We start from the raw sequence: 26,955 nt of genomic DNA on the forward strand, positions 1-26,955 counted from the left end.
TGATGCCTGCCATCAGCTCATCCCCCACTGCTTCGAGGAGTAGACCGGCATGACCACGACCACCGATCCGTCCTACGTCGATCCGGCACTGATCAACGCCCGCGCGGTCCGTCTCGTCAACGCGTTCAAGGATGCCCTGGCCCGCATGCGCGACGAGGAGGGACTGACCTTCGACGACCTCCACGCGGCAACCGACCTGCTCCAGAAGGTCCAGGCGGCCACCGGCGCCCCGCTGGCGCTGGTCGCCATGCCACTGTTCAGCGAGGTCTTCCAAGGCGGCCGGGACGGATACACCCCCTCCGAGGAGGTCAACAGCCCCACGTACATCGCCGACTCCCCGCGCATCGACAACCCCGGCATCCTGCCGATGCGACCGGACGAACCCGGCACTCCGCTGGTCGTGTCCGGCCGCGTTCTGGACGGCAAGCGTCGGCCGATCGAGGGCGCCAAAGTGGACATCTACCATGCGGCCAACAACGGCGACTACTCCGGGCTGTACGACGACGGAGTGCCCACGTACAACCTGCGCGGCCACCTGTTCACGGACGCCGACGGCCGGTACGCCTTCACCACCATCACCCCGGTCGCCTACGCCGACTCCCACATCATGGAAGTCGACGGGGTCACCGATGCCGTCGCAGCCCTCGGGCGCAGCCTCTACCGTCCGGCCCACATTCACTACGAGGTCCACCACCCCGACCTGATCACTCCCTGGCGGGGTGAGGTCTATTTCAAGGGAGACCCGGTCATCCCCGTCGACTTCGTCGGCGGAACCCTGGCCCCTCCCGCGCTGCAGGCCGACACCGTCCTGCACGAGGACCCCAAGGACATGGCAACCGCCGGCTTCCAGGGCCCCTACCGGTCGATGGAGTTCGACTTCGTCCTCAAGACCCGCACCAGCCCGGACACCATCACCCCGAACGGAACGACGGCATGACCAACGAGGACGCGACCGCCTGGGCGCTGGCCCGGCTCAACACGGCCTTCTACCACCACTACGACCGCCGCGAGTACGACGCGGTGCTTGAATTCTTCGCCCCCGACGCCCTCTACGAGCGGCTCGGACAGAAGATACGTGGCCATGCCGAGATCCTGGACCTGCTCAACGCCCGTCCAGGGCCCGAGGAGCTGACCGCCCGCCACATATTGGGGGCCACGCACTTCCACACCATCGGCGACACCACCGCTCAGGGAACCATCACCCTGCTCGGATACGGCGGCCGCCCACCCACTGAACCCGGACCCGCCCCCTACACCGTGGCAACCGGCGGACACATCTTCGAACAGGCCGACCACTACCGCCTCGACGACGGGCGCTGGAAGATCACCCACCGCACACTCCACCAGATCCTCACCCCGATCTCCGACTGACGATCCACGGCACGAAGGCGAGCAGACGGCGATCACGACATGCTCAGCCACGCTCTGCTCACCTTCGTGAACATCGACGCGGTGGACCATCCACGCCACGACTACGACGTCCTCGTGGCCTGTCGGCAAGCCACCCGGGCAGACCTGGTACGGCGAATGGTCCCACCCGACACCGATCCGGAATTTCACCCAGCACCGGGCCCTTGACCTGCGCCATGAGCACCCCAGTCCTGCCTTCTTGCGCCCCCTTTCCCGACATGCCGCCATCGTGCCGCGCCCCGGCACGGGTGCTCCGGTCCTGAAGTCAGCCGCCCTTGCCCGGCACCGGTGTGGTGGTGCCCTGCCCGGCGTGGAGCATGGCCTTGTAGAGGGGCTCGTGCCCGGGCGAGTCGGGCAGCGGGCCGCGGGCCGGGGCCTCAAGGGACTGGATGAACAGCGCGACAACGCGCCGCCAGGCGTCCGGGGCGGCGTCGCCGGTGGCGTTGACGACGCCGGCGTTGGCCATGTGGATCAGTACCAGGTCCGAGGGGTCGAAGTCCTCGCGCAGGCGGCCGGTGGCCTTGGCGCGGTCGATGAGGACCAGCATGCCCTCGTACGCCCGGTTGCGACGTTCCTCCAGGACCTTGGCGGTGGGGAAAGTCATGGTCAGGACGTCGGCGAAGCCGCTGTCGGCTGCCTGCATCGCGCAGGCGGTCTCGATGTACCCGACGAAGCCGCTCCACGGGTCGGGGTCCTCCAGGGCGACGGTGACCACGTCGACGTAGGCACCCATGCGGTCGGAGAAGACGGCGTCGACCAGTTCCTCCTTCGTGGGGAAGCGGCGGAACATCGTCGCGATCCCCACGCCCGCCTCGCGAGCCACGGAGGCCATGGAGGCGTTCAGGCCGTCGCGCGCGAACACCGTGCGGGCGGCGGCGATGATCCGCTCCCGGTTGCGCTCGGCGTCACTGCGCAGAGGCTGAGCGGCGGGACCAGGGCATCACCGCCGCCGCGTTCCCCGCGGCCGTCATCGACCGCGATGCGCTCTCCCGGGCCCCTGAGACGCTTCCACGCAGTTCGGCGGTATCGGCGTCCTTGAGTACTCCCTGGTGGGCGGGCTCGGCTGCGCCGCTCGCACGGCTCCTTCTCGGCACAGCACCAGCGGTAGGTGGAGGAAGCGATGCACAGTTCCCGGAGTACGGGCTCGACCCCCAGATGCGGGTGCTCGTCGAGGAGAGCCGTCACCTGGGCCGGGTCGGGTCGAGCTGTGCGGAGCGCAGTCGTCTTCTCCACGGCGCCTCCTCATGGCGCCTGCTCCGCAGAGCCCGGAGGATGACGCCCGGGCTGGTCGCGCAGACCGGCCTGCCTACGACCCCGCCCAAGCAGATCTCCCCCGTGTACTGCGACCTGCACGCCACCCACCGCGAGGAGGCCGAGCGCCTCTTCAGCCTCTGACGCGACCTCGACTGCCCTGATCCGCCCGATGCGGTCTTCACGGGGACGTGCACCGGCGGCCGATCGGCCGCATCGGCGGAAAAAGGAAAGGGCGTGGGCGGGTGCGTCAGAGGGTGAGCAGGACCTTGGTGGCGCGCCGCTCGTCCATGGCCTTGTAGCCTTCCGGGGCCTGGTCGAGGGGGAGAGTGAGGTCGAAGACCTTGCCGGGGTCGATCTCGCGGTCCCAGATGAGCTGGATCAGGTCGGGCAGGAACCGGCGCACCGGGGCCGGGCCACCGAGGGTGTGGATCCCGGCGAAGAACAGCTCGATGCCGGGGATGGACACGTCGTAGTTCACACCCACGTACCCCAGGTGCCCGCCGCCGCGGGTGGCGCCGACGGCCTGCATGAACGACTCCTGGGTTCCGACCGCCTCGATGACCGAGTGCGCGCCGTATCCGCCGGTGAGTTCCTTGATCTTCGCGACGCCCTCGTCGCCGCGTTCCTCGACGATGTCGGTGGCGCCGTAGTAGCGGGCCAGCTTCTGCCGCTCGGGGTGGCGGGACATGGCGATGATGCGTTCCGCGCCCAGTTGCTTGGCGGCGAGGACGGCCATGAGGCCGACCGCGCCGTCGCCGACGACCGCGACGGTCTTGCCGGGTCCGGCCTCGGCGGCGACGGCGGCGTACCAGCCTGTGCCGAGCACGTCGGAGGCGGCCAGCAGTGCGGGGATCAGCTCGGGCTCGGGCTGGCCCGGGGTGGCGACCAGCGTGCCGTCGGCGTGCGGGATACGGGCCTTCTCGGCCTGGGTGCCGATCCCCCCGTGGACGAACTCGGCGTGGACGCACTTGGACTGGAACCCGGCCTGGCAGATCTCGCAGGTGTTGTCCGAGATGACGAACGATCCGACGACGAAGTCGCCGACCTTGACGTTCTTCACCTCGGAGCCGACTTCCTCCACGACGCCCACGTACTCGTGCCCCATGAGCGTGTGGTCGGCGGGCTCGATGCCGCGATACGGCCACAGGTCGGAGCCGCAGATGCAGGTCGCGGTCAGCTTCACGATCGCGTCAGTGGACTCGATGATCTTCGGATCCTCGCGCTCCTCGACCCGGACGTCACCGGCTGTGTGCATGACTACTCCACGCATGGGTGGGTCTCCTTATTTCTGTGCGTCGGCGCCTGTGGCGCCGGTGGGATTCAGGGAGGCGCGGGATTCCCGCACTCTTTTCGGTATGCGCATTTCGCGCCTGCCCCTGCTGGAAGGGCGTAACCGGCCCCGGGCGGGCGTCACGCCGTAGCGGCCTGGATGCGCGCCGCAGGACGGCGACGCTGGATGAGGGCGATGGTGATCGCGGGGATCAGGGTCAGCACGGCGATGCCGGTGCCGACAGCCGCGGGGCCCGTGGCCCCCAAAGGGGATGCAAGGGCGAGACCGGCGATCCAGGAGCCGATGGCGGTGCCGAGGTTGAACGCCGACACGGTCAGCGCGGACCCCAGAGTGGGCGCCTGCCCCGCGAAACGCACCCCCAGGGAGATGAGCACCGGGTTCGCGCCCAGCCCGAACAGCCCCAGCAGGGCGATGAGCGCGACCGTGGGCGCAGCGTGGCCGGACAGCAGGCAGAGCGCCAGCAGCAGGACCGTGGTCGCCGCGGGCGCCACGATCGTCGTCATGTGCGGACGCCTGTCCCCGAGGCGGCCTCCCACGAGGAAGCCCGCCAGGGCGCCGACGCCGAAGCCGACCAGCACCAGCGGCACGACGCCTGCGGCCAGATGGGCCCGGTCTGTCAGCAGCGGCGAGACGTAGGTGTACGTCGACAGCACACCGCCGGCGGTGGTCGCGCAGGCCGCCAGGACCAGCCACAGTCGCCCCGAGCGCAGAGCGGACAGCTCGGATCGGACCGAGCCCGCCTGATCGCCGTCCGTGTCGGACGGAACCTTGGAGGCGATGAGTGCCATAGCCGCCGCTCCGAGGGCGGCGAGTGCCCAGAACGGTCCCCGCCAGCCCATGAGCTGCCCGGCGAAAGCGCCCAGCGGCACACCGACGACGTTGGCGAGCATCGCGCCGGCGCCCACGACACCCAGGGCGCGGGAGCTTGCGGCGGAACCGGCAGCGCGGGCGGCCACCACGTTGCCCACCGCCCAGAACGCTCCGGTCGCCAGCGCCGTCAGGAACCGCGCGGCCAGCAGCAGCGCGAAGCTGGAGCCGAGCGCCACGACGACATGCCCGACAGCGAAGATGCCCAGCGCGATGATCAGTGTCTGCCGCTTGGGCAGCCGCAGGGTCAGCATCGCCATCAGCGGCGCGCCGACGATCATCCCGACCGCGAAGACGGTGATCATCAGACCGGCCCGGGCGACGCTGACCTGCACGTCGCCGGCGATCTCCGGCAGCAGGCCCGCCACCACGAACTCGGTCGTGCCCATCAAAAAGGTGCCGAGAGCCAGCACGTAGACGACGAGCGGAAGCCGGGTGGGCGGACGCTCGCCGTCGTCGAAGCGTACGTCGGCGGGGGCGTGGAGGGTTCCTCCTCGCGTGGTCATGCGTCATCTCCGCAGGGATTGAAAACGGGGTGCGCATCCCACTGAACCGCTCCTGTCGCCCGCGCGGGAGGCTGCGTTTATCGGGGGTACAAGCTCAACCCCCCTCCCCACGGTTGTGGGCCGTAGCGTTGAGAGCATGGAACGCCGCCTGGACAACCGCGCCGACATCCGTGACTTCCTCGCCCGCCGCCGCGCCCAGCTCACCCCCGAGCAGGTCGGCCTGCCCACCAGCGGCCGGCGCCGGGTACCCGGGTTGCGCCGTGAGGAGGTCGCCGTCCTCGCCGGGGTGAGCACCGAGTGGTACACGCGGCTGGAGAAGGGCCACATCAGCGGTGTGTCCGACGATGTCCTCGACGCGGTGGCCCGCACCCTGCAACTCGACGAGGACGAACGCACCTACCTCTTCGACCTGGCCAAAGCCGCCCAGCCCAGCCCCGCCACCCGGCGCCGCCGCAAGCCCGTCGACGTCCCACCGCGCGTCCAGTGGCTGCTGGACTCCATGACCCTGTCCGCGGCGTTCGTCACCAACGGCCGCCTGGACATCGTGGCCACCAACGCACTCGCCCGCGCCCTGTTCGCGCCGATGTTCGACAGCAGCACCACCGACGAACGAGGTCGCCCCAACTTCGCCCGGTACTACTTCCTCGACGACGCCTCCCACGACTTCGTCGACGACTGGGACCGCGCCGCCGACACCACCGTCGCGCTGCTGCGCGCGGAAGCCGGCCGCTACCCGGGCGACAAGGCCCTGCGCGCGCTCGTCGGCGAACTGTCCACGGTCAGCACCGAATTCCGCACCCAATGGGCCGCCCACAACGTGCGCATCCACCACGGCGGCGTCAAACGCTTCCACCACCCCGACGCCGGCCTCCTCGAACTCACCTATCAGCCGCTGGACCTGCCCATGTCCGCCCGCGAAGCGCACTCCCTGACCATCTACACCGCAGAACCCGGCACCCCCCACGAAGACCGGCTCAAGCTCCTCGCCAGCTGGGCGGCCACCCCCGCTCTGCACCAGGGTGCACCCGCCACCCACGCCGGCCGCCAGGACAGGAACGCCAGCACCCACGGCCGATCTGACGGATGAGCAGGCCGAGGCGTACGGGACGTTCACCGAGGTGCCCACGCGCCCTGAGCTGGAGCGGGCGCGTGCCAGAGGCGAGGCGGTCGGTGCGAGTGCGCAGGGTCTCGGGACCGCGCTGGTTGCTGAGCAGCACGTCGATCCCCGCCTCGACGACCAGGCGTGCACCGCACCGCCAATGATGCCGAACCAGTCGTTCATTTCTTTACCTTGTGGTGCTGGGTCGGTGTCTTCGGGTGTACCCGCGCCCGAAGACCGTGGGGAGTTGCGGTCTTCGGGCGCGGGCGGTGTGTGGGCTGCGCTGGGTGGTCAGTGGCCGGATTCGAGTCGTTCCTTCAGGGCCCTGCCGTAGCTCGCGTAGCCCTCCTCCATGTGGGACCGGGCGGGCTCCACGGTCTCCACGGCGGCCGTGCCGGTGAACTCCTCGGATTCCGTGAAGCGCGTTCCGCCCTCATGCGGCTCGAGGACGAAGGAGTGCTGCCCCATGAGAACCTCCGGGATGCCGCCCTCCCAGGCAAGCCGTCGCGGTGCCTCGTAGTGGAGCACCGTGAATCCGTATTCCCCGTCGTTCTCGGTTCCCAGCGTCACCTGAGCGCGGAGCCGAGTTCCGGGGAGGATCTCCGGCGGGACATCCACGAAACGCAGTGCCGGGTGCCACTGTGCGTACCCGGCGAAGTCGGTCAGGACCTTCCACACCTTCTCGGCGGGAGAAGCGATGTCGGTGACCGCGGTGACGACCGCAGTGTGCTGCACATTTCTCATGCCGCCTCCCTCCGGTTCTCCAGGACGATCTTGCCCCGGGCGTGGCCGCCTGCCAGCAGCTGCTGGGCCTCAGCCGCCTGGTCGAGGGGAAACGTCCGGTCCACGTGCACCGTGAGCTTCCCCTCCTCGGCGAGCTCCACCAGCCGGGTCAGGTCATCGCCGTCAAGGTGGAGGTAGACGTCGATGGTTCCCGCGTACTCAGTGGTGGATCGCGTGATGGAAGCGACCCGCGCTCCGAGGGCGGCGATCTCCTGTGTCGTGGACAGGGAGCCACGCCCCGCGGTGTCGAGGACCGCGTCGACCCCGTCCGGGGCGAACTTGCGCACCTGCTCGACGAGCTCGTCGCCGTAGCGCACGGGCGTCGCTCCGAGGGACCCGATGAACGCATGGCTGGCCTCGGAGCCCGTCCCGATCACCCGTGCGCCCCGCGCTACGGCGATCTGGACGGCGAGGTGTCCGACGCCGCCCGCCGCCCCGTGCACCAGCACGGTGTCGCCGGCGGTCACTTCAAGGCTGTGCACGATGGCCTGGTAGGCGGTGAGCCCGGCGACCGGAAGCCCGGCGGCCTGGGCCCAGCTCAGGTTCCTCGGCTTGCGCACCAGCTGGCGCGGTTCGGCCGAGATCTTCTCCGCGTAGGTGCCGTAGTGCATGGCCTGGCCGCGAACGTACCCGATCACCTCGTCGCCCGGCCGGAATCCGGTCGTCGCGGCTCCGGCCTGCTCGACGACCCCGGCCAGGTCCCATCCGGGGGTCACCGGAAAGAAGGAGTCCACGAGAGGATCCGGGGCTCCGCTCTGGAATGCCAGATCCGCCGGGTTGAGGGCCGCTGCCTCGATTCTCACCAGAACGAGATCGGCGAACATCTTCGGATCCGGAACATCGACGACTTCAAGGACCTCGGGTCCACCGAAACTCCGGTACTGAACGGCTTTCACAGCTCTGCCTCTCGTGCGGCGTGCGGGTCGGCACGGCGTAAGCACCTCATCCGGCCGAGGGGCCGCGGGCGCACAACCAAGCTGACCAGGGCCTCTACGGCGGAGCAATGACTGTCTGGGCAACGGGTAATACCGTGGAAGCATGAATCAGCTGGAGACCCGGGAACTCGTCTACTTCGTGGCCGTGGCCGAGACGCTGCACTTCGGCCAGGCCGCAGAGCGCCTCGGCATCACCCAGCCGCCTCTGTCCCGGGCCGTCGCCCACCTGGAGAGGCGGGTCGGCGTCCCTCTGCTGGAACGCACCACACGGAAGGTGACGCTGACGGACGCGGGCGAGGTCTTCCTGGCCGAGTGCCGAACGATCCTGGCCGCGCTGGACACTGCCGTACGCAAGGCGCGTAAAGCTGCCGAGCGGCAGCGGGTCACCATCGCGGTACGGCCCGCCGCCGGGCCCGGCATCCTGCCCGCCCTGCTCGACGCCGGCGCACAGAGCCCGGACGGCGTGCTCGCCGAGGTGGTGTTCACCTACGACGAGATCGGCGCCCTTCGGGACGGCACCGCGGACGTCGCCCTCATGTGCCAGACGGCTGCCACCCCCGGTCTCGAACTGATGGAGCTCGGCCCGGAGCAGCCGGTAGTCCTGCTCCCGGCGGGGCACGCCCTGGCGGAGCGCCCGTTCCTGACACTGACCGAGGTGGAGGCGCTGCCCGGCTACGAGGCGGAACTGCCCAACGAGGCACTGGACAGCATGGTCGACCGCGTCGCACTCGGACGACTCGTGGTCGTCGTCGGAGACAGTGTCCGCGACCGCCTCGGCGGATCCGTGACTGCCGTGCCCGTCCACGGATACCCGCCCACCCAGCTGGTGCTGGCCTGGCTCCCGGGCGCGCGCCCGGCCGCGTCCCGCCTCACCGCGACCGCCCACGCCGTGCTGGACCGGCGCACGCAGCTGACGCAGGTCCTGGAAGGCACCGATCTCAGCGGAACTCGACCGTACGCGGACAGCGGTCAGCAGGATGCACAGCGGGCGGCAGCAGCTCGCGCCCCGGGGTGAGCCCAGGGTGTGCCGGATGTGCAGTCGGTGAAGTGCTGGTCAGCCGAGCGGGTCGGTGGTGTCGCGCAGGGTGGCCATGGCCGGGGCGTACATGCGGGCCTTGATGGTGCCGAGCGTGTCGCCGGCCTTGGCCACCTGTGCCTGAGCGATCTGGACGGCGGTGGAGCGCACGGCGTCCTCGGGAACAGCTTGGTCGACGATGCCGGTGGCGGCGGCGTCGGCGCCGCCGTAGCGTCGGGCGGTGACCATGGCCTCGTGAGCGGTCTGCGGCGTCAGGCGCGACTGGATGAGCGCGGCCATGCCCGGGGTGAAAGGGATGTTGATGTCCGCTTCGGGCAGGCACCAGTAGCCGCGGTCGGCGCGCATCACGCGGAAGTCGTGGGCGAGGGAGAACATCGCGCCGGCGGCGAAGGTGTGTCCCTGCAGCGCGGCCACCGTGATGACCGGCAGCGACAGCATCCGCGCGAACAGCTCATGGACCGAGACGACGTAGTCGTGGTACTCGTCGGCATGGGCGAACAGCCAGTCCAGGTCGAGCCCGTTGGAATAGAACTTGCCGGTGGCGGCGGTGACCAGGGCGCGGGGGCCTTCCGCCTTCTCCACCTCGTCGAGCGCGGCACCGACGGCGGTGAGCCAGTCGGGGTGGAAGCGGTTCTCACCGTCTCCGAGGTCGAGGACGAAGACGTTGTCGTGGCGGTCGAGCGAGGGCATGGGGACTCCTTCGAGCTACGTGGGTGATGCGGCTGGGCTGCTGCGGGCTACGACCGGGTCCTGGGTTCGGCAGCGGAGCGGTCGCGCAGGGCGTAGAGGATCAGGTCGTGGATCTCTGCGGCGGCTGCCTCGATCGGGGCAGTGCTCCGCTCGGCCCGGCACATGATCACCGCGCCTTCGACCGCGGCGATGACGAAGGCGCCCAGCCGACGGCTGCGTTCCTCGGTCAGGCCGTGCCGGACGAACAGGGCCGCGAGCGCCTGCTGCCAGCGGGCGAAGACAGCGGCTGCGGAGCGGGCGAGCTGGGGTGCGTCGTCGTTGGTCTCGACGGCCACCGCGACGATCGGGCAGCCGGCCCGGAAGCCGCTCTCCACGAGCCGGTCGCGCCACAGCGCGAAGAACGCGTCGACGGCCTCCACCGGGTCGCCCGCCTGCATCGCGGCGTCGATGAGTCCCGCGATGAAGTCCCCCGCCAGCGCGACCGCCTCGTCGATGAGCTGCGTCCGCCCGCCGGGGAAGTGGTGGTACACCGACCCCCGAGGGGCTCCACTGTGCGCGAGTACCCGGTCGACGCTGGTCGCGCTCGCGCCGTACTCACGCAGCAGAGCGGCAGCACTGAGGATCATCCGGTCACGGCTGTCACTCCTCCGCGGGCTCATCGCCCACCACCCTTCCGACGGCGAGGTAGCCCGCTCGAGCGAGCTACCTGTCGGTAACTTATGAGGTATGGCATAGAACATGCAAGAGGGGATCAGGTGGCGGTTCGGTCGGAGCCGACAAGTGCCGCCGGATCGACGCGCAGAACCTTTAGCGCTCCGCTCGGCCACCACGACCTGCGCCTATTGGGCAGCGGCATCCGCCAGGACCCTTCGGCGGGTGCAGGTCCGTCCCGGCCGGGCCGCCGCCCGTGAAGCGCTGCCGCAGTTGTTGCTTCCGCACGTCCCAGGTGTCGGGCCCGCCTGTCGGAGCAGCGGTCCGGCCGTACCGGACGCGAGCGTGCTGCTCTCCGGCAACGTCCAACTCCGCCACCTGGGAATCACCGGCCGGCGCTGAAGTCGCCCGGCCCCCGACTCCGGCCAACGGTGCCACCAGTCGCCCCGCCCGCCCGCGCGCGGACCGCCGTGGGGCGCTGTCCGCCTCCTCGCGGAGGTCTCACCCCGAAAAGACTTGCACCTGACGTTAGCGTGAGGTTTTAGCGTAGCTGTTGTCGGCCCCATCCATGGTGCTCCGACGCCGCATTCCTACGTGAAGGACTTCCCCCCATGGACATCGCCAACTCCGTCGCTCTCGTCACCGGTGCGAGCCGCGGCCTCGGCCGCCACTTCGCCACCCAGCTGCTGGAGCGGGGAGCGTCCAAGGTGTACGCCACCGCGCGCAACCCTGAGACCGTTGATCTGCCAGGAGCGGAGGTGCTGCGGCTCGACATCACCGACCCGGCCTCCGTGGCCGCCGTGGCGGAAGTGGCCTCGGACGTGACGCTGCTGGTCAACAATGCCGGGATCATCACCATCAACGGCCTGGTCAACGGCGACCTGGAGCAGATCGAACTGGAAATGGACACCGCCTACTACGGCCCGTTGCGCATGATCCGGGCCTTCGCCCCGATCCTGAGGGCGGGTGGCGGCGGGGCGATCGTCAACGTCCTGTCGGTCGCGTCCTGGACCCCGTCCGAGTACTGGGGCGCCTACAGTGCGGCCAAGGCCGCCGCCTGGAGCCTGACCAACAGTGTCCGCCTCGAACTCTCCGCACAGAACACCCTGGTCACCGGCCTGTATCTGGGGCCGACCGACACTGACATGGCCAAGGGACAGCCGTTCGAGAAGAACGATCCGGCCGACGTCGTCAGGGCCGCGCTCGACGGGGTCGAGGCGAAGCAGTCCGAGGTGATCGCCGACGCGCGGTCCGCGCAGGCCAAGGCGAACCTGGCCCTCGATCCAGCCACGGTCTACGCACCGGCCGCAGCCACTGCCTGAGATTCAGGATCACTCACCACGGGCGCCGCGATACGCAACCGAGGAGCGCCCCTCATTCCCCCTGCTCAGAACGGAAGAAACCCCGCCATGAACGCCCCCACCTCGTCCAGGCCCAAGGCACTGATCGTCATCCCGTCAGCCGCTCTCCTGCCGCTCACCGAACCGGCAGGCCACCCCGGCGTCTCGACCGGGTTCTACCTGGTCGAGCTGGCACAGATCCTCAAGGAATTCGGCGACGAGTACGACTTCACCTTCGCCACCCCCGGCGGGCTCGTCCCGCAGCTGGAGATCAACGGCCTGGCCCTGTCGATGCACGCCGCTGCCAAGTTCAGCTCCGCGACGGTCTCGGCCACCGCCGCACAGGTCTTCCGGTTCGACGTCGACACCTTCCGCGCCAAGCGGCCGGAACTCGTCGCCCGCCGGGACAGCGAACTCGCCCTCGCCCGCCGCCACCTGGGCCGCCTGCCCGTCTCCGAGGCGCTGCCGGGCAGCGACAAGGAGGTCGTGGTGCTGCGTGACGACCTGATCAAGTCGATGCAGGACCTGCCGGAGCACACCTTCCCCTCCGTCGAGCAGCTCGTGCACAGACACCGAGACCCCGAGGACGCCTTCGACCTGGGCGCGTTCGACTTCGTGCACATGCCTGGCGGCCACGCCCCCATGGTCGACTTCGTCGACAACCCCTGGATCGGTGAACTCCTGCACACCGCGCGGGAGAACCAGGTGCTGATCTCGCTGATCTGCCACGCCCCCGTCGCCATGGCCTCGGCCAAGTACCGGGTGAGCCCCGACGGCAGCGTCGTCACCAACCCCCAGCACGCCTTCAACGGCGTGCGGGTGACCACGGTCGCCAAATCCGCCGAACTCTTCGTCCTCAGCAACGGCTACCTCAAGATCCCCGGCAAGAAGGTGCGGATGGGCTACTTCATCGACGAAGCCCTCAGGGACGCCGGCTACCAGGTACAGACGACCACCAACCCGACCGCCATCAAGGTCATCTGGGAGGCAGACGTCCGCCTGCTCACCAGCAACGGCCCCCAGGCCATCGACGAGCACACCGCACGCCTGCGCACGCTTCTGCCCCGCCACTGACCCTGCCTCCCGGCTCAGGGCGCCGACATCATTAGGCTGAAACCTCAAAGCTGACGTCAGATGTAACTCTGGCGGGACACGAAACAGCAAGGAGCAGCCATGCGAATCGGAGAGGTCGCCGAACAGGCGGGAGTGAGCGTTCGCGCGCTGCGCTACTACGAGGAGCAGCGGCTGCTCGGCCCCACGCGTACCGCCGGGGGCCAGCGGGAGTACCAGGACGGCTCGGTCGAGCGCGTCAGGATGATCCAGCAGTTGTACGCCGCCGGCCTGTCGAGCAGGCTCGTTCGCGAGGTTCTGCCGCGGTGCATGAACGAGGGGGATTCGCCCGTCGGGTTCACCGACAGCCTCATCACCGAACGGGCCCGCATCGACCGTCAGATCAACGACCTGACGGAAGTGCGCGCCCGCCTCGACGAGATCATCGCTGTGGCCACGGACCCCAGTCACCCCGACCACTGCCACCCCGTCCGCGCCGGCCTTCCCGATCCCGCTTGATATCGGCCCCCGGTACCGCCCGATAGGGCCTGCCGCACGCCACCCACAAGTGGTGTGCGGCGGGCCGATTCAGTGACGGACCTCTCCGTGACCTCAGGCCGCTCCGGACATCGCGACATCAACGCGGACGCGGCGCAGGCCACCGCCAAGCGCATCGGCGACGTCGGCGGAAGCGCCCTCGCCGCCGAGTTCGACCTCGCCGACGAGCGGTCGGTACGCGCCCTGTTCGACACAAACGCCGTCGACCGGCCCGGCAGAGTCGACGAGCGCTACAGCGTCGCCGCCAACGCCTCGGCGGACGTGCTGGGCCGCGACGGCGGCCTGCTGGACTTGGATCCAGCCGTTTGGCGGCGCACCCTTGAGGTGAACCTGATCAGCTTCGCGCTCACCCCCGCGCGGCCGTTCACCTGCCGCTCGCACAGGGCGGCGGAACGATCGTCAATACCTCCTCCGCGTCTGCACACGTGGGCGACCACCAGCGCGCCGCGTACCAGTCCGGCAAGGCCGGGATCAACGCGCTCACCCGCCACGTCGCCTCCCACTGGGGCAAGCAGGGCATCCGGTGCAACTGTGTGTCAACCGGGGGGGTGATGACCGAGTCCGCAGAGAAGATGGCCCTGACTCTCCGCCAGTTGCAGAACGTCACAGATCGGCGGTTGGGACAGACCTTCTCACCTGAGTGGTGGGCGGTCACTCGCCGAGCCGACCGCCGCCTCTGCCCGTTTCCTCGCGGGGTCTCACCCCGAAAGACTTGCACCTGACATTAGCGTCAGGTTTTACCGTTGCGGCTGAAGTTACAGAACAGCGCCGGTAGTTGGCCGCCGACCGGTCTGGATCACTGCCACCTGGCCAGCGCCTGCGGCTCCCCCTCCCTCACCCCACAGAGGAAATCGTGCCCTTCCATCACATCTGCATCATGGTGAGCGATCCAGCGCGATCGCTGCCCTCTTCACTGGTTCGACTCCTCGACGCTCGACGGCATTCTTGGCGCGAAGAAGGCGGCAACCCGGATCGTGAACGTCTCCGATGACTCCGGCGCGAAGTACCTGCGCCACGGGGCGACCGGCATCAAGGAGCCGGGGCCCACAGCGCCTGACATCGATGACCTGTTTCAGCGTGTCAAGGCCGCTGGTATCGAGGTTCAGACCGACTGCATCTGGCCCCTGATCCCCGGACTTCGATCTTCCTCTTCTACGAACCCGACGGCGCGCTCATCCAGGCCACGGAGGTCTCGGACGGTCATTCCACGCGAGCGCGGCGATGCTCGACGCGCTCGCACGTTGAACCGCTCCGGAGCTGATGAAGGCTGTGATGTGCTCCGCGACCGACGGAGTCACCTTGCTGCCTCCAGGCTTCGACGAGCGCATTCGGGGTCCAGGCTTCGGTGTTGCCGCGTGACCCCCGGTTCATGGCGATCTGTCAGTTCAGAGATCGTGCCTACCGAATGCGTCATCGCTGATCCGGACTGCCCTTGCCCAACTCCGATCCACGCAGGAGTGCGCCACCACCTGGCCATGTTGCTCGCGCTCACCGCGTGTGCCGTGCCGGCCAGGGAGACCTCGCAGTACATGCTCTGGAGCCGGAAGCTCGGCCAGGGCGAACCCGACACCCCCACCACTGCCACTCCCGGCGGTGGCTGCGGACGAGGGCCCCAACTCAAATTGACCTGGCCTGCTTTGCAGGCCACGCGGTACCTCGGCCTCGTCGAACACGGCGACGGTTCGAGCCCCCTCGGGTGCACGGTTTCGACAGTCACGCCGTAGCCCCCGCACACCCCCACAGCCGCAGAGGCGGATGGCGGCCGGACACCTGGCGCCCGACGCATCCGCGGCACCCGATCGATATGGATCACAAGTGACACGCACACCCATACGCCCGAGAGCGGCCATCACCACTCTCGCGCCCCTCCTCGCCGGAGCCCTGACCCTCATGGCGGTCATCGCTCCCACCTCCGCCGCTTCCGACCCCAACTCCACTGGGAGCGACAGCAGGTACGGCGACGACACCTACATCGTCAAGCTCGCCGACCCACCCGTCGCCGCGTACGAGGGCGGGCTGCCCCGGCTGCAGCGGACTGCGCCCACGGCAGGGAAGCGGCTCGACGCCGACTCCGCCACGGTCGAGAAGTACGTGGCACACCTGGACGACCGTCGGGAGCGGGTCCTCGACGCCGTGCCCGGTGTCGAGACGCTCTACGACTACTCCTACACGTTCAGCGGATTCGCCGCCGAACTGACCGGCCGGCAGGCCGCCAAGCTGGCCTCGACGCCTGGTGTCGTCTCGGTGACCCGCAACACGGTCGCTCAGCCGGCGTCGACAGGTCCGGACGATGGGCCGAGGACGGACGGCCGGGCGGAAACCTCCATCCGGACCGTGACCGATGGCCGGGACGGGGCCGGCGGCAAGGTCCCGGCTCCTGCGGCCCAGCAGCCGACCCCTCCCGACAGGGTGAGCGGCCCCCAGGGCCAAGGTCTTTCAGAGGCGCGGAGCGCTGCGCGATCAGCCCTCACCGCACCCGCAGAAGCCCGAACACCGCACACCCCCGGCTCCCAGGCACCCCGTACGGCCCGCCACGCCCAGTTCCCCGACACCCCCCGACTCCTCGGCCTCTCCGGCGCCAAGGGTCTGTGGGCGAAGGCGGGCGGCCCCGAGCACGCCGGAGAAGGCGTGATCGTCGGGATCGTGGACACCGGGTTCGACCCCTCGAACCCGATGTTCGCCGCACTGCCGAATCCGCGCCCCGACGCCGAGGCCATCGCCAAGAAGTGGCACGGCGACTGTGACCCGGGCGACGACCCCACGCACAAGGTGACCTGCAACAACAAGGTGATCGGCGCACAGTGGTTCGGCGCGGGAGTCCCTGCGGACCGCGAAGACACCCCCTCACCGTTGGACACCAGCAGCCACGGCACCCACACCGGCAGCACGGCCGCCGGCAACCACGGCGTCGCCGCGTCGGTACCCGGCAGCAACGCCGAGGGCCGGCTCAGCGGTGTCGCCCCGGCTGCCCGCCTCGCCTTCTACAAGGCGTGCTGGCCGGGCTTCGGCTGCCCGACCGCGGACCTCACCGCCGCGATCGACAGGGCCGTGGCGGACGGCGTCGACGTCATCAACTTCTCCATCACCGGCACACTCACCGAGCAGCCCGACATGGAGGCCATGTTCAACGCGGCCAAGGCGGGCGTGTTCATCGCCGCTGCCGCCAACAACGGCGGCCCGGACTCCGTGCACCACACCGGCCCGTGGGTCACGACGGTCGCCGCGTCGTCACACGACACCCAGTACACCACCTCCCTGGTCCTCGGCGACGGCCGCCGCTACACCCGCGTCGGCCTGAACCCGGGTGCCGGCTCTGCCCCGCTGGTCGAGGCAGCCGCCGTACGTAAGGACGGCTCGGACGCCGGCCGGGCCGCGCTGTGCGCGCCGGGCACGCTCGATCCGGCACGGGCGAAGGGCAAGATCATCGTCTGCGACCGAGGCGGTGCCGGCATCTGGGAGGACGACAAGTCGGACGAGGTCCTGGCGGTCGGCGGCAAGGGTCTCGTACTCACCGACACCCCGGCCTACGACGAGTTCCTGCCCCCGTACGTCTTCTCGGTGCCCCTGATCCAACTCGACCTCGAGGACGCGAAGGCAGTCCACGCATACGCCTCCCAGGCCGGCGCGACCGCCCGGTTCACGCCCACCCAGAGCAGCCACCGGGCCACCCGGGAGATCCTCTCCTTCTCCTCCAGCGGCCCGGACCACTTCAGCGACGGCGACCTGCTCAAGCCGGACATCGCCTCCTTCGGTCAGACCATCCCGGCGGGCGTGGTGCCCGGCAGCACCAGCTATTACCCCGGCCGGTTCAGCTTCTCCGACGGCACCTCGATGGCGTCCCCGCACATCGCCGGCCTCGCCGCCCTGCTGCGGCAATTGCACCCGGGCTGGTCACCGATGGAGATCAAGTCGGCGCTGATGACGACGGCCACGCCCACCGACGAGAACGGCGACCCCATCGGCCGCGAACTGTCCGACTCCGCCTCGCCCCTCGACTACGGCGCGGGCCTGCCCCGAGTCACCCGGGCGGCCGACCCCGGCCTGGTCTACGGCTCCACCTCCGCCGACTGGACCGCCTACCTCTGCGCGATCGGCCAGAAGCCGACCACCGAGGACGGCACCGATGCCTGCGCCACGGCCACGAAGACCGACCCCAGCGACCTCAACTATCCGTCGATCGCGGTCGGTGACCTGCTGGCCGGTCAGACGGTGGCGCGCACGGTCACCAACGTCTCGGCGCGCACCGCCACGTACAGGGCGAAGCTCCAGACCCCGCCGGGCTTCCGCGCCGAGGTCACCCCGAAGCGGCTGACGGTCACGCCGGGCGCGTCGGCGTCGTACAAGGTGACCTTCGAGCGTACGAGTGCGGCCCACAACGCCTGGTCCTTCGGCTCCCTGACGTGGAGCGACGCGCACAGCCACCACGAGGTCACCAGCCCGGTCGCCCTGCGCTCCGTACCGTTGTCCGCCCCGAAAGAGGCCGTGGTCACCGGTGGTGACTCCGCGACGCTGAGGCCCGCAGTCGACTGGAACGGCGAGCTGACCGCGAAGGCGTCCCTCTACACCGGCGAGAAGACCACCGGCACCCTCACGGGCACCGACCAGGCCGACTTCACACAGAGTCAGCGCACCAACGACGCCGTCGTGAAACACCACGTCCACGTCCCCGCAGGCACCCCGTTCACCCGGTTCGCCATCACCTCCGCGGACCACGTCCCCGGCAGCAATCTCGACCTGTACGCCTTCGACACAAACGGCAACCACATCGGCGACTGGCCCGGCCCCGGCTCCGACGAGCACGTCGACCTGCCGCCCGGCGACTACGACGTCTACGTCCTCCAGTACGAACTGCCGGCCGGCACCACCAGCCAGCAGTACACCCTGTGGAGTTGGAAGGTCGGCCAGGGCACCCCGGCCGTGACAGCCACGGTCACCCCGACCGAGCAGAAGGTCTCGACGGGTGACCGTCCGCAGGTCACGGTGTCGTGGCCGGACGCGAAACGCGGCCAGCGGTACGTCGGCGCCGTCGAGTACGGCGACGGGTCGACCACCCTCGGGCACACGGTGTTGACCGTCACGCCGTAGCCGCGCACCGGTAGCCGTTGGTGTGAACCATCGGTGAGCGATCCGCCCGTGCACTCCCCGAGGGCACGGGCGGATCGCAAACACCTGGCGTTCATCTCTCTTTCAGCCCAACTGCCCGGCTGGCACGTGAGGTTGGAAAGGATTCACTGTCCTTGAGGGCCGCGGTCTCCAGGCCCTCCAGCGGCTCCCCGATGTTCTCCCGCTCCGTCTCCGCCATCGTTGCGAAGAAGTCGAACAGCAGCCTGCCGGGGCCGGTGGGGTCGTAGATGCCGGGCAGCGGCCCGGCGAGCATCTCCAGCACCGGGCCGTGCTCGGTCAGCTGGGCGGGGTGCGTTCCGTGAGCACCACGCGGTGTTCACCGATTCTGTTGATCGGCGGTGCCGGGGCTGCTGGTGGGCGATGTCTTCTCGGTGGCCGCCCAGCTGGCGAGGAGTTGCAGGGCGTCGCCCTCGGAGGTACCGGGCGCGGCGGAGTAGGCGGTGAGGGTCAAGCCGGGCTGCGCGGGCAGTTCCATCGCGTCGAAGTCCAGGGTGAGGGCGCCGACGGCGGGGTGGTGGAAGGACTTGCGGCCAGTGTGGTGCAGGCGCACATTGTGCTTGGCCCAGGCGGTGCGGAACTCCTCGCTGCGTGTGACGAGCTCGCCGACGAGTCCGGTGAGGTCACTGTCGTGCGGGGCGCGTCCGGCCTCGGTGCGCAGCAGGGAGACGGTGGTGTTCAGGGACTCCTCCCAGTCGGGGAAGAAGTCCCGGCCCCGCGGGTCGAGGAACTGGAAGCGGGCGATATTGACCGGGTGCGGAGCATCGTCGGCGTACAGGGGTGCGTACAAGGCCCGACCGAGGGAGTTGACGGCGAGGATGTCCAGGCGGCCGTTGCGGATGAAGGCCGGTGAGTCGGTCATGGACTCCAGGACGCGCAGGACGCTGTCCGGGAGGGGACCGCGGGCGGGCCTGCGGCGGGCGGGGCGTTTGGCGGCGGCGCGGGCCAGGTCATAGAGGTGGGCGCGTTCGGCGTCGTCGAGCTGGAGGGCGTTTGCGACGGCGTCGAGGACTTCCTCGGAGGCTCCGGCGATGTGGCCGCGTTCCAGGCGGACGTAGTAGTCGATGCTGACGCCGGCGAGCAGGGCGACTTCCTCGCGGCGCAGCCCCGGCACCCGCCGGTTTCCACCGTAGGCGGGCAGCCCGGCCTGCTGCGGGGTGATCTTGGCGCGGCGGGAGGCCAGGAATGCTCGGATGTCGCTCTCGGTAATCACGCGTTCCAGGCTAAGCCGGACGGAGCACGGGTGGGGGGCCCTGTCAGTACCTGTAAGCCCAGGCCCTCCCCCGCCCCTGCGATCCGCGGTTTCCTCGATATCGGCAGCAGCTGAGACCCCGGAAACCGGGCTGTGGCGGCTGCCGGAGGACCGGCCCGCCACACAGGGGTCCTGACCGCCCCGCACCGTTTTGATCAAGGAGTCACCGCATGCCGAAGCAGTCCGCGCCCCAGGAACTCGCCGCCATCGCGCCCAAGCTCGTGGAGGTCACCGACGAGGTCCTCTTCGCCGACGTCTGGGAGCGTCCCGAGCTCTCCCCGCGCGACCGCAGCCTGGTCACCGTGAGCGTGCTGGCCGCCCTCTACCGCTCCGAGCAGCTCGGCTACCACCTTGGCGTCGCCCTGGACAACGGCCTGAGCGTCGAGGAGCTGTCCGAGGCCATCACCCACCTCGCCTTCTACGCGGGCTGGCCCAACGCCATGACCGCGATCAACCAGCTCAAGAAGATCGCCGACGAGCACAACGCCGCCTGATCAGCCCTCCCTCGCATTTCCCTCGCACCACTCCCACCACAGTGACGATCAAGGAGTAGAGCCATGGAACACATCACCTCCACGCCCACCATGAAGGTCCCCGCCGAGCGCTTCACCGGTGACGTCTACCTCAACATGATCGAGGCACCCACCGAGCCCGCCCGCCTTGCGGCCGGCCTGGTGCGCTTCACCCCCGGCGCCCGCACCAACTGGCACTCCCACGCCAACGGCCAGGTGCTGTACGTCACCGACGGTGTCGGCTTGGTCGGCACCCGCGACGGCAGTGTCGTACGCATCAGCGCCGGTGAGACCGTCAAGTGCCCGGCAGGTGAGGAGCACTGGCACGGAGCGACCGACACCACCCTCATGTCGCACATCGCCCTCGTGGTCGGCGACGACAACGGCGATGGCACCGTCTGGCTGGAGCCCGTCACCGACGAGCAGTACGACGCCGCCCTCACCAACAGCTGACGGGCAGTCATCGCTCACTCCTCGCCTGACAGGGCCGTTGACCGGCGCCGCGTGTCGTGGTGATCTGGGCGAGGGCTCCGTCGGACAGCCCGAGTTCCTTTCGCTGGTTCGCCACTCGTCAGACCGAGACTTCAGGGATACGGCGCGGTGCGGGGGCGCTGCGGCCTGACGTCGGACGGCCTGCCCCCGTGTCCCCGTCCTCGGCGTGATCGAGAAGTGGCTGATCAGGCGCCGTGGGACGGGGGGCCGATGTGGTGGCCGGCATGGGTGACCGCTTTCCGCGCCAAGCCGACGCAGCGACCGCCGGCACTCAGGTGAGGTCTGCCGGTATGGCGGCGGAGGTGGACGTGGAGGTGGACCGGTCGGTGGTGCGCTGTGACCGCCAGGTCGTGGTGGTGGTGCCGGGCGCCAGGGTGGTCACGCCTCCGTCGGGCCAGTCGATCTGTGCTTTCGCGCCGGTGGGCACTGTCGTGTGCACCTTGATGCCCGAGGCGTGCAGCTCCCACCGTATGGCCACGCGCCCGTACGGCGACTCGTGGGCGGCGGCGGCCGAAGTGATGCCTCCGCCCGGTCGTGGGCGGAAAACGATGTCACGGTAGCCGGGTGAGGCAGCGGTCAGGCCGGCGACCGTGGTGTGCAGCCACTGGGCGATCGCGCCCAGGGCGTAGTGGTTGAAGGAGGTCATCTCGCCCGGGTTGACGGTCCCGTCGGGGAGCATGCTGTCCCAGCGTTCCCAGATGGTGGTGGCATCGTGCTTGAGCGCGTACAGCCAGGAGGGGCACTCCTGTTGGAGAAGCAGGTTGTAGGCGGTGTCGGTGTGGTGCGTGGAGCTCAGCGCGGGTGTGACGAGTGGGGTGCCGATGAATCCCGTCTGGATGGTGTGGTCGCCTGCAGCGACCAGTTCGGCCAGACGCCGTCCGGCGACGTCCCGCGCTGCCTGACCGGGCAGGAGGTCGAACTGGAGGGCGATGGCATACGCGGTCTGGGTGTCGCTGGTCATCAGGCCGGAGGCAAGCACGTGGGCATCGATGAAAGCCTGGCGTATGCGCTGCGCGAGCTGCTCGTAGTGCTGCCGGTCGTCGTCGCGCCCGAGGACTTCGGCCATCCGTGCCAGATGCGCGGTGGACCAGGCGTAGTAGGCGGTGGCGATGAGGTGGCGGTCGGTGCGGCCGGCGCCTGGGTCGTCCGGGGGTGCGGAGGGGTCGAGCCAGTCGCCGAGTTGGTAGCCGCGGTTCCACAGGCCCGACGGGCCCACGAGCTCGGTGATGAGATCGACCCAGCGGCGTGCGCTGTCGTACTGGGCGGCCAGCAGGCCGGTGTCGCCGGAGTCCTGGTACAGGGCCCACGGGGTCAGCGTCACGACGTCGCCCCAGCCGGCGCCGGGTCGGGCCGGTGTCCACTGCGGGCCGCCGGGGATGGTGGGTACGTACCAGGGGACGGTGCCGTCGTCGTGCTGTTCGACGGCGACGTCGCGCAGCCAGGAGGCGAGCATGCCGTGGCAGTCGTACAGGAAGGCGGCGGTGGGCGCGAAGACCTGGATGTCGCCGGTCCAGCCGAGCCGCTCGTCTCGCTGGGGGCAGTCGGTGGGAACGTCGACGAAGTTGCCGCGCAGGCTCCACACCACGTTTTCGTGCAGCCGGTTGACCTGCTCGTCGGAGCATTCGAACCAGCCCGTGCGGGCCATGTCGGTGTGGTGGACGCGGGCGACGATGTCGCGCTGGGGGTCGCCGCCGCGCCAGCCGGTGATCTCGGCGTAGCGGAAGCCGTGGAGGGTGAAGCGCGGTTCCCATGTCTCCCGGTCCCCGCCCCGGAGGATGTACCGGTCGGTGGAGGTGGCGTCGCGCAGGGGGCGGACGCACAGCTCTCCGTCCTGGAGCACCTCGGCGTGACGGACGACGACCGTGTGCCCGGCCGGCCCGGTCACGGTGATACGGACCCTGCCGACGAGGTTCTGTCCGAAGTCCACCAGGAGGCGGTCGCCGTCGAGGGCGGTCACCCGGGCCGGGGTGATCTCCTCGGTGCAGCGCACGGGCGGCCCGGTGGGGGCGACCAGCCTCGCCGGGTCCCGGGTGACGATGTCGACCGGTGACCAGTCGCCGTCGTCGAAACCAGGGCTGGACCAGCCGGGCCGTTCGTCCCGGGCGTCGTGGGTCTCGCCGTCGAGCAGGCCGGAGGAGACGATCGGCCCGTGGGCGGCTCGCCAGGAGGTGTCGGTGCCGATGGTGGTACGGGTTCCGTCGCGGTGGACGATCTCGAGTTGGGCGAGGAGGGCGAGCCGGTCGCCGTAGAGGTTGGAGTGGCCGCCGTGAAAGCCCAGCCGTCCGCGGTACCAGCCGTCGGCCATCCACGCGCCGATCGTGTTGTCACCGGCACGCAGGTGTTCCGTGACGTCGTGGGTCTGGTAGCGCAGCCGGTGGTCGTAGCTGGTCCAGCCGGGCGCGAGGGTGTGGTCGCCGACCCGCCGGCCGTTGATCTCGATCTCGTACAAGCCGTGGGCGGTGACGTACAGCCGCGCCTGCTCCACCTCCGCACCGGCGTGGAAGTCCTTGCGCAACAGCGGCGGGCGCCGGTCGCCGTCGGGCGACTCCAGTGACTGCCACTGCGGTGAGATCGCGTACGCCGTCCAGTCCGCCGGCTCCAACAGTCCTGTTTCCAGGTGCAGGGCCGGGCTCCAGTCACTGGCCGTGCCGTCGCTCCCGCGGACCCGCACGCGTATCGCGGCGCGTTCCCGTGATGCCAGTGGCCTGTCGCAGGGCCAGTCGACGAGCACGGAGTCTTTGGAGGTCACCCAGTCCGTGCGGTGGGTCCCGTCCTTGCGGGTGACCTCGATCTGGTAGGCCTGCTGCGTCCAGCCGGCCGGTGCGGTCGTCTTCCAGGAGACGCGGGGGGCGGGCTCACCGATGCCGAGAGGTTCCCGGTGGTGTTCCGCGGTCGGTGTGGCGACCGCCGGTTTCAGCTCGTGGTTCATCCCTTCACCGCGCCCGCGGTCAGGCCCTTGATGATGCGCTGGTTGATGAGCAGGTACAGCACCAGGGCGCCGACCACGTTGATGCTGATCGCGGCGAACAGTGGTCCGTAGGCCGTCTCGCCGTACTGTCCGGTGAAGTTGAGCAGACCCACCTGGATGGTGCGCAGGTCGTCGTTGGTGGTGAAGGTGAGCGAGATGAGCAGGTCGTTCCAGATGAAGAAGAACTGCACCAGCCCCACCGTGAAGACGGCGTTGCGGACCATGGGGAAGGCGATCCGCCAGAAGGCTTTGAGGATGCTCGCCCCGTCGAGGGTGGCGGCTTCGAAGACCTCGCGCGGGATCGACCGGAAGTAGGTGGCCATCATGAAGACGGTCAGCGGGAGGCCGGCCGCGGTGTAGGTGAGGATGAGGGGCCACAGAGTCCCGGACAGGCCGGTCTGGAAGTACACCCGGAACAACGGCAGCAGGATCATCTGGCTCGGCACCATGATGCCGACGAGAAACACGAGCAGGACCTTGTGGCGTCCGCGCCAGACCATCACCTCCAGGGCGAAGCCCGCGGCGACGCCGAGCAGGATGATGAGGGCGAGCGAGGGCACGGTGGCCAGAAGGCTGTTGCGGATGTACAGGGCGACGTGCCCGGTCGTCCACGCCTCGGTGTAGTTGTGCAGGCCCCAGCTCTTCGGAAGCGACCAGGCGGGGTCGTTGACGAACTCGGACTGGGTCTTGAAGGAGCTCAGCAGCAGCCACAGCAGCGGTGCCACCTCGATCACCAGCAGCAGGGCGACGAGTGTGTTGCGCACCAGGGGCCGGGTGTGGCGGCCCTTTTGCCGGGGCGCCGTGGGCGGGCGGGTGAGGAGTTCCCGCGGCGGTGCCGTCAGGGAGTCGGTCATCGGAGTTCAGCCCTTGGTCGGGTCGCGGCGCGAGAAGCGGAAGATGATCAGGGAGACGCCCAGGCAGACGACGGTGAGCAGTGACGCGATGGTGCTGCCGTAGCCGTAGTCGCCGTAGGAGAACGCGGTGCGGAACATGTACAGGGTCAGGGGTGTGGTGTCGCTGCCCGGGCCGCCGTTGGTCAGGGCCAGGACCGAGTCGAACACCTTGAGCGTGCCGTTGATGCTGAACACCACGGACGACAGCACCACCGGCCAGGACAGCGGCAGGACGATGTGCCGGATCAGTCGCCATCCGGTGGCGCCGTCCATGCGCGCCGACTCGATCGTCTCCTCGGGGATGTCGAGCAGTCCCGCGTAGATGAGCACGCCGTAGAAGCCCATGGAGCGCCATACGTCCATCACGACCAGGACGAGGAAGGCCCCTCCGCCGCTGGCGAACCAGTCCCCGTGGTGGATGCCCAGCGCCTCGATGGCGGTGTTGGCCAGGCCGTTCTGCGGTGCGACGGCGAAGAGCTTCTGGAACATCAGGGCCACGGCGACGGTCGGCAGGATCACCGGGAAGAACACCAGCGTGCGGATGAGCGCGGACGACTTGCGCAGCACGAACACGTAGAGCAGGGCGAGCAGGTATCCGAAGAGCACCTGCCCGACGCTGACGACGACCCCGTACTTGAAGGTGAACCACAGGGCCGAGTGCGCCTGCGGGTCGTGCCACAGCTTCTCGAAGTTGCCGAACCCGTCGAAGGTGAACCCTTCGATGACGTTCCCCTTGAAGAAGGTGTAGCCCAGGGACCAGCCCATCGGTACGAGCATCACCAGTGTGTACACGAGCAGTGCCGGACCCAGCAGGATGGCGAGGGCGCGGCGGTCTCCCAGAACGGAACGCATGTCGGCTCTTTCAGGTCTTTCACGAAGGGTTCGGAACGGTTCGCGGGTGGCGGCGGACGGGTCAGCCGTTGTCCAGGTCCGTCTGGATCTTCTGCATGAAGTCCTTCGCGGAGAGGGACCCGTTGACCAGCGGCGCGGCGTTCGTCTGGCTGGTCTCGGTCGCCTTCGTGTTGAACAGCGCCTCGAACCACAGGGTGCTGGTCGTGGTCTTCGAGATGGTGTCCTGCACCTGCTGCGTGAGCGGCGGCAGCGTGCCCGTGTCGCCCTTGGGCTTGAACCCGGAGATCGTGCCCTGGTCCTTCAGCGAGCCGGCACCGTAGTTCTTCGCGGTGCAGGAGAGCCAGTCGCCGACCTTGGCGTTGTACGCCTTCGCGGAGACGGCGACCGGGAGACCGACGTTGGCCGGAATCTGGTCCGCGGACCCCTTGCCGCCGGACACGGTCGGGAACGGCATGAAGCCGACGTTGTCCGCACCGATCTTGTTCTTGGTCTTGTCGTTGAAGTCGCCGAGCTCCCAGCTGCCCATGTAGAACATGGCGGCCTTGCCGGTCAGGAACTGCTGCACCCCGGTGTCGTAGTCGATCGATCCGACGCCCTTGCCGAAGTAGCCCGCCTTGCCGAGGTCGGCGATAGCCTGCGCGGCCTTGACGTACTCGGGGTCGGTCAGCTTCGCCTTGCCGTCCGCGACCGCCTGCAGGGCGTCAGGGCCCAGCTCCCGGTAGAGGTAGCCGCTGATGAGACGGGTGAGGGGCCACCCCTCCTTGCCCGCCGCGGAGAACGGGGTGACGCCCGCGCCCTTCAGCTTTGCCGCAGCCGCGACCAGCTCGTCGTACGTCGTCGGGACGGCGATGTGGTGGGCGGCGAGAAGCTTCTTGTTGTACCAGATGCCCTCGATGTTGAACTGGTAGGGCATCACGTTGAACTTGCCGTACAGGTTCTGCACCGTCTTGACCGCGGCGGGCTGGATGTCGTCCCAGACCCCGAGGTCCTTGAGCGTCTTCTCGAGGTCGAGGACCTGGCCGGCCTTGTCCAGCGTCTTGGTGAGCTGCGGGGTGCCTCCCGCCGCGAACTGCACGGGCAGCGCGTCCTGCCCGGCGAGAAGCTGCACCTTCTGGTCGACGTTGCTGATCGGCAGCGTCTGGATCTTCAGCGGCAGAGCGGCGTCCTGCGTCTTGCACGCGCCGGTGCTCAGGGTCTTGAGCTCCTGCTGGACGATGTGGTTGTCGTCGTTGATGGTGAGGGTGTACGCCTTGGCGCCGCTGCTCGACGCGCTCGTGCCGCCGCCGCAGCCGCTCAGCAGCAGGCCAGCGGTGGTGGCGGTCGCCAGGATGGCGAGGTTTCGGGGCTTGAGGGTGTGGTGCACGGGGTTGCTCCTCGCGGTGCACAGCGCTTTGA

The 26,955-nt window shown here is 69.3% G+C and carries 27 protein-coding genes; 13 read left to right on the top strand and 14 right to left on the bottom strand.

Features of this window, described 5'->3' with window-relative positions; all coding sequences use genetic code 11:
• Window positions 1–49 precede the first annotated feature (49 nt).
• Complete coding sequence (locus tag RNB18_RS29820; protein WP_311717218.1) at window positions 50–937, top strand: dioxygenase family protein; 888 nt, start codon at window positions 50–52, stop codon at window positions 935–937.
• Window positions 934–1,371: a nuclear transport factor 2 family protein gene (locus RNB18_RS29825; protein WP_311717219.1), complete on the top strand. Its 438-nt coding sequence runs from the start codon at window positions 934–936 to the stop codon at window positions 1,369–1,371. The genes RNB18_RS29820 and RNB18_RS29825 overlap by 4 nt, the downstream gene beginning before the upstream one ends.
• 304 nt (window positions 1,372–1,675) lie before the next feature.
• Here RNB18_RS29825 and RNB18_RS29830 read toward each other — a convergent pair whose 3' ends face one another.
• On the bottom strand, window positions 1,676–2,326 hold the full coding sequence (locus tag RNB18_RS29830) for a TetR/AcrR family transcriptional regulator (protein WP_311717299.1): 651 nt from the start codon (window positions 2,324–2,326) through the stop codon (window positions 1,676–1,678).
• 356 nt (window positions 2,327–2,682) lie between these two features.
• Here RNB18_RS29830 and RNB18_RS29835 point away from each other — a divergent pair, with 356 nt between their 5' ends.
• Window positions 2,683–2,805, top strand: a complete 123-nt coding sequence (locus tag RNB18_RS29835; RefSeq protein ID WP_311717220.1) for a hypothetical protein — start codon at window positions 2,683–2,685, stop codon at window positions 2,803–2,805.
• Between the two features lie 106 nt (window positions 2,806–2,911).
• On the opposite strand, the gene RNB18_RS29840 is transcribed toward RNB18_RS29835, so the two are convergent.
• On the bottom strand, window positions 2,912–3,934 hold the full coding sequence (locus tag RNB18_RS29840; RefSeq protein WP_311717221.1) for a zinc-dependent alcohol dehydrogenase family protein: 1,023 nt from the start codon (window positions 3,932–3,934) through the stop codon (window positions 2,912–2,914).
• A 140-nt stretch (window positions 3,935–4,074) separates the two neighbouring features.
• A complete protein-coding gene (locus tag RNB18_RS29845; protein ID WP_311717222.1) occupies window positions 4,075–5,328 on the bottom strand; it encodes an MFS transporter in 1,254 nt (417 codons plus the stop codon).
• A 136-nt stretch (window positions 5,329–5,464) separates the two neighbouring features.
• On the opposite strand from RNB18_RS29845, the gene RNB18_RS29850 reads away from it, so the two are divergent.
• Window positions 5,465–6,415 (top strand): helix-turn-helix domain-containing protein, encoded by a 951-nt coding sequence (locus RNB18_RS29850; protein WP_311717223.1) that lies wholly within the window; start codon window positions 5,465–5,467, stop codon window positions 6,413–6,415.
• Between the two features lie 303 nt (window positions 6,416–6,718).
• Here RNB18_RS29850 and RNB18_RS29855 read toward each other — a convergent pair whose 3' ends face one another.
• Window positions 6,719–7,171: an SRPBCC domain-containing protein gene (locus RNB18_RS29855; RefSeq protein ID WP_311717224.1), complete on the bottom strand. Its 453-nt coding sequence runs from the start codon at window positions 7,169–7,171 to the stop codon at window positions 6,719–6,721.
• Window positions 7,168–8,106, bottom strand: a complete 939-nt coding sequence (locus RNB18_RS29860; protein ID WP_311717225.1) for an NADP-dependent oxidoreductase — start codon at window positions 8,104–8,106, stop codon at window positions 7,168–7,170. Before RNB18_RS29860 ends, RNB18_RS29855 begins: the two co-directional genes overlap by 4 nt.
• A 142-nt stretch (window positions 8,107–8,248) precedes the next feature.
• Between RNB18_RS29860 and RNB18_RS29865 the strand changes: the two genes are divergently transcribed.
• Entirely contained in the window at window positions 8,249–9,160 is a 912-nt protein-coding gene (locus RNB18_RS29865; protein ID WP_311717226.1) for a LysR family transcriptional regulator, read from the top strand.
• Between the two features lie 39 nt (window positions 9,161–9,199).
• On the opposite strand, the gene RNB18_RS29870 is transcribed toward RNB18_RS29865, so the two are convergent.
• Together RNB18_RS29870 and RNB18_RS29875 are read right to left on the bottom strand one after the other, a co-directional pair.
• On the bottom strand, window positions 9,200–9,871 hold the full coding sequence (locus RNB18_RS29870; RefSeq protein ID WP_311717227.1) for an enoyl-CoA hydratase-related protein: 672 nt from the start codon (window positions 9,869–9,871) through the stop codon (window positions 9,200–9,202).
• A 47-nt stretch (window positions 9,872–9,918) separates the two neighbouring features.
• Window positions 9,919–10,530 carry a TetR/AcrR family transcriptional regulator gene (locus RNB18_RS29875; protein WP_266405000.1) on the bottom strand — a complete coding sequence of 204 codons (612 nt, stop codon included), beginning with the start codon at window positions 10,528–10,530 and terminating at the stop codon, window positions 9,919–9,921.
• A gap of 217 nt (window positions 10,531–10,747) precedes the next feature.
• Here RNB18_RS29875 and RNB18_RS29880 point away from each other — a divergent pair, with 217 nt between their 5' ends.
• The 4 genes from RNB18_RS29880 (at window position 10,748) to RNB18_RS29895 (ending at window position 13,431) form a co-directional block, all read left to right on the top strand.
• Window positions 10,748–10,924, top strand: coding sequence for a hypothetical protein (locus RNB18_RS29880; RefSeq protein WP_311717228.1), 177 nt, complete (start codon window positions 10,748–10,750; stop codon window positions 10,922–10,924).
• A gap of 209 nt (window positions 10,925–11,133) precedes the next feature.
• Entirely contained in the window at window positions 11,134–11,844 is a 711-nt protein-coding gene (locus tag RNB18_RS29885) for an SDR family oxidoreductase (protein ID WP_311717229.1), read from the top strand.
• An 87-nt stretch (window positions 11,845–11,931) separates the two neighbouring features.
• Window positions 11,932–12,936 carry a type 1 glutamine amidotransferase family protein gene (locus RNB18_RS29890; RefSeq protein WP_311717230.1) on the top strand — a complete coding sequence of 335 codons (1,005 nt, stop codon included), beginning with the start codon at window positions 11,932–11,934 and terminating at the stop codon, window positions 12,934–12,936.
• Window positions 12,937–13,035: 99 nt separating this feature from the next.
• On the top strand, window positions 13,036–13,431 hold the full coding sequence (locus RNB18_RS29895; RefSeq protein ID WP_266404989.1) for a MerR family transcriptional regulator: 396 nt from the start codon (window positions 13,036–13,038) through the stop codon (window positions 13,429–13,431).
• 93 nt (window positions 13,432–13,524) lie between these two features.
• Here the strand turns inward: RNB18_RS29895 and RNB18_RS29900 are convergent, their stop codons facing one another.
• Window positions 13,525–13,851, bottom strand: a complete 327-nt coding sequence (locus tag RNB18_RS29900; protein ID WP_311717231.1) for a hypothetical protein — start codon at window positions 13,849–13,851, stop codon at window positions 13,525–13,527.
• Window positions 13,852–13,895: 44 nt separating this feature from the next.
• On the opposite strand from RNB18_RS29900, the gene RNB18_RS53795 reads away from it, so the two are divergent.
• Together RNB18_RS53795 and RNB18_RS29905 are read left to right on the top strand one after the other, a co-directional pair.
• The gene (locus tag RNB18_RS53795) at window positions 13,896–14,192 is read left to right on the top strand and encodes an SDR family oxidoreductase (protein WP_394817691.1); all 297 of its coding nucleotides are present in this window, start codon (window positions 13,896–13,898) and stop codon (window positions 14,190–14,192) included.
• 1,093 nt (window positions 14,193–15,285) lie between these two features.
• A complete protein-coding gene (locus RNB18_RS29905) occupies window positions 15,286–18,555 on the top strand; it encodes a S8 family serine peptidase (RefSeq protein WP_311717232.1) in 3,270 nt (1,089 codons plus the stop codon).
• A 91-nt stretch (window positions 18,556–18,646) separates the two neighbouring features.
• On the opposite strand, the gene RNB18_RS29910 is transcribed toward RNB18_RS29905, so the two are convergent.
• Both RNB18_RS29910 and RNB18_RS29915 read right to left on the bottom strand, forming a co-directional pair.
• Window positions 18,647–18,856: a recombinase family protein gene (locus RNB18_RS29910; protein ID WP_394817692.1), complete on the bottom strand. Its 210-nt coding sequence runs from the start codon at window positions 18,854–18,856 to the stop codon at window positions 18,647–18,649.
• A gap of 54 nt (window positions 18,857–18,910) precedes the next feature.
• Complete coding sequence (locus RNB18_RS29915; RefSeq protein WP_311717233.1) at window positions 18,911–19,804, bottom strand: helix-turn-helix transcriptional regulator; 894 nt, start codon at window positions 19,802–19,804, stop codon at window positions 18,911–18,913.
• 209 nt (window positions 19,805–20,013) lie between these two features.
• Here RNB18_RS29915 and RNB18_RS29920 point away from each other — a divergent pair, with 209 nt between their 5' ends.
• Both RNB18_RS29920 and RNB18_RS29925 read left to right on the top strand, forming a co-directional pair.
• Window positions 20,014–20,337: a carboxymuconolactone decarboxylase family protein gene (locus RNB18_RS29920; protein WP_266404980.1), complete on the top strand. Its 324-nt coding sequence runs from the start codon at window positions 20,014–20,016 to the stop codon at window positions 20,335–20,337.
• Between the two features lie 63 nt (window positions 20,338–20,400).
• Window positions 20,401–20,808: a (R)-mandelonitrile lyase gene (locus RNB18_RS29925; RefSeq protein WP_311717234.1), complete on the top strand. Its 408-nt coding sequence runs from the start codon at window positions 20,401–20,403 to the stop codon at window positions 20,806–20,808.
• A 310-nt stretch (window positions 20,809–21,118) separates the two neighbouring features.
• Here the strand turns inward: RNB18_RS29925 and RNB18_RS29930 are convergent, their stop codons facing one another.
• The 4 genes from RNB18_RS29930 to RNB18_RS29945 all read right to left on the bottom strand — a co-directional run bounded on the left by RNB18_RS29930 (window position 21,119) and on the right by RNB18_RS29945 (window position 26,923).
• Window positions 21,119–23,776, bottom strand: coding sequence for a family 78 glycoside hydrolase catalytic domain (locus RNB18_RS29930; RefSeq protein ID WP_311717235.1), 2,658 nt, complete (start codon window positions 23,774–23,776; stop codon window positions 21,119–21,121).
• Window positions 23,773–24,669: a carbohydrate ABC transporter permease gene (locus RNB18_RS29935; RefSeq protein WP_266404974.1), complete on the bottom strand. Its 897-nt coding sequence runs from the start codon at window positions 24,667–24,669 to the stop codon at window positions 23,773–23,775. Before RNB18_RS29935 ends, RNB18_RS29930 begins: the two co-directional genes overlap by 4 nt.
• A gap of 6 nt (window positions 24,670–24,675) precedes the next feature.
• Window positions 24,676–25,560: a carbohydrate ABC transporter permease gene (locus tag RNB18_RS29940; protein WP_266404972.1), complete on the bottom strand. Its 885-nt coding sequence runs from the start codon at window positions 25,558–25,560 to the stop codon at window positions 24,676–24,678.
• A gap of 61 nt (window positions 25,561–25,621) precedes the next feature.
• Window positions 25,622–26,923, bottom strand: coding sequence for an ABC transporter substrate-binding protein (locus RNB18_RS29945; protein ID WP_311717236.1), 1,302 nt, complete (start codon window positions 26,921–26,923; stop codon window positions 25,622–25,624).
• Window positions 26,924–26,955 lie beyond the last annotated feature (32 nt).

Source organism: Streptomyces doebereineriae (assembly GCF_031845645.1).
Classification (GTDB): Bacteria; Actinomycetota; Actinomycetes; order Streptomycetales; family Streptomycetaceae; genus Streptomyces; species Streptomyces canus.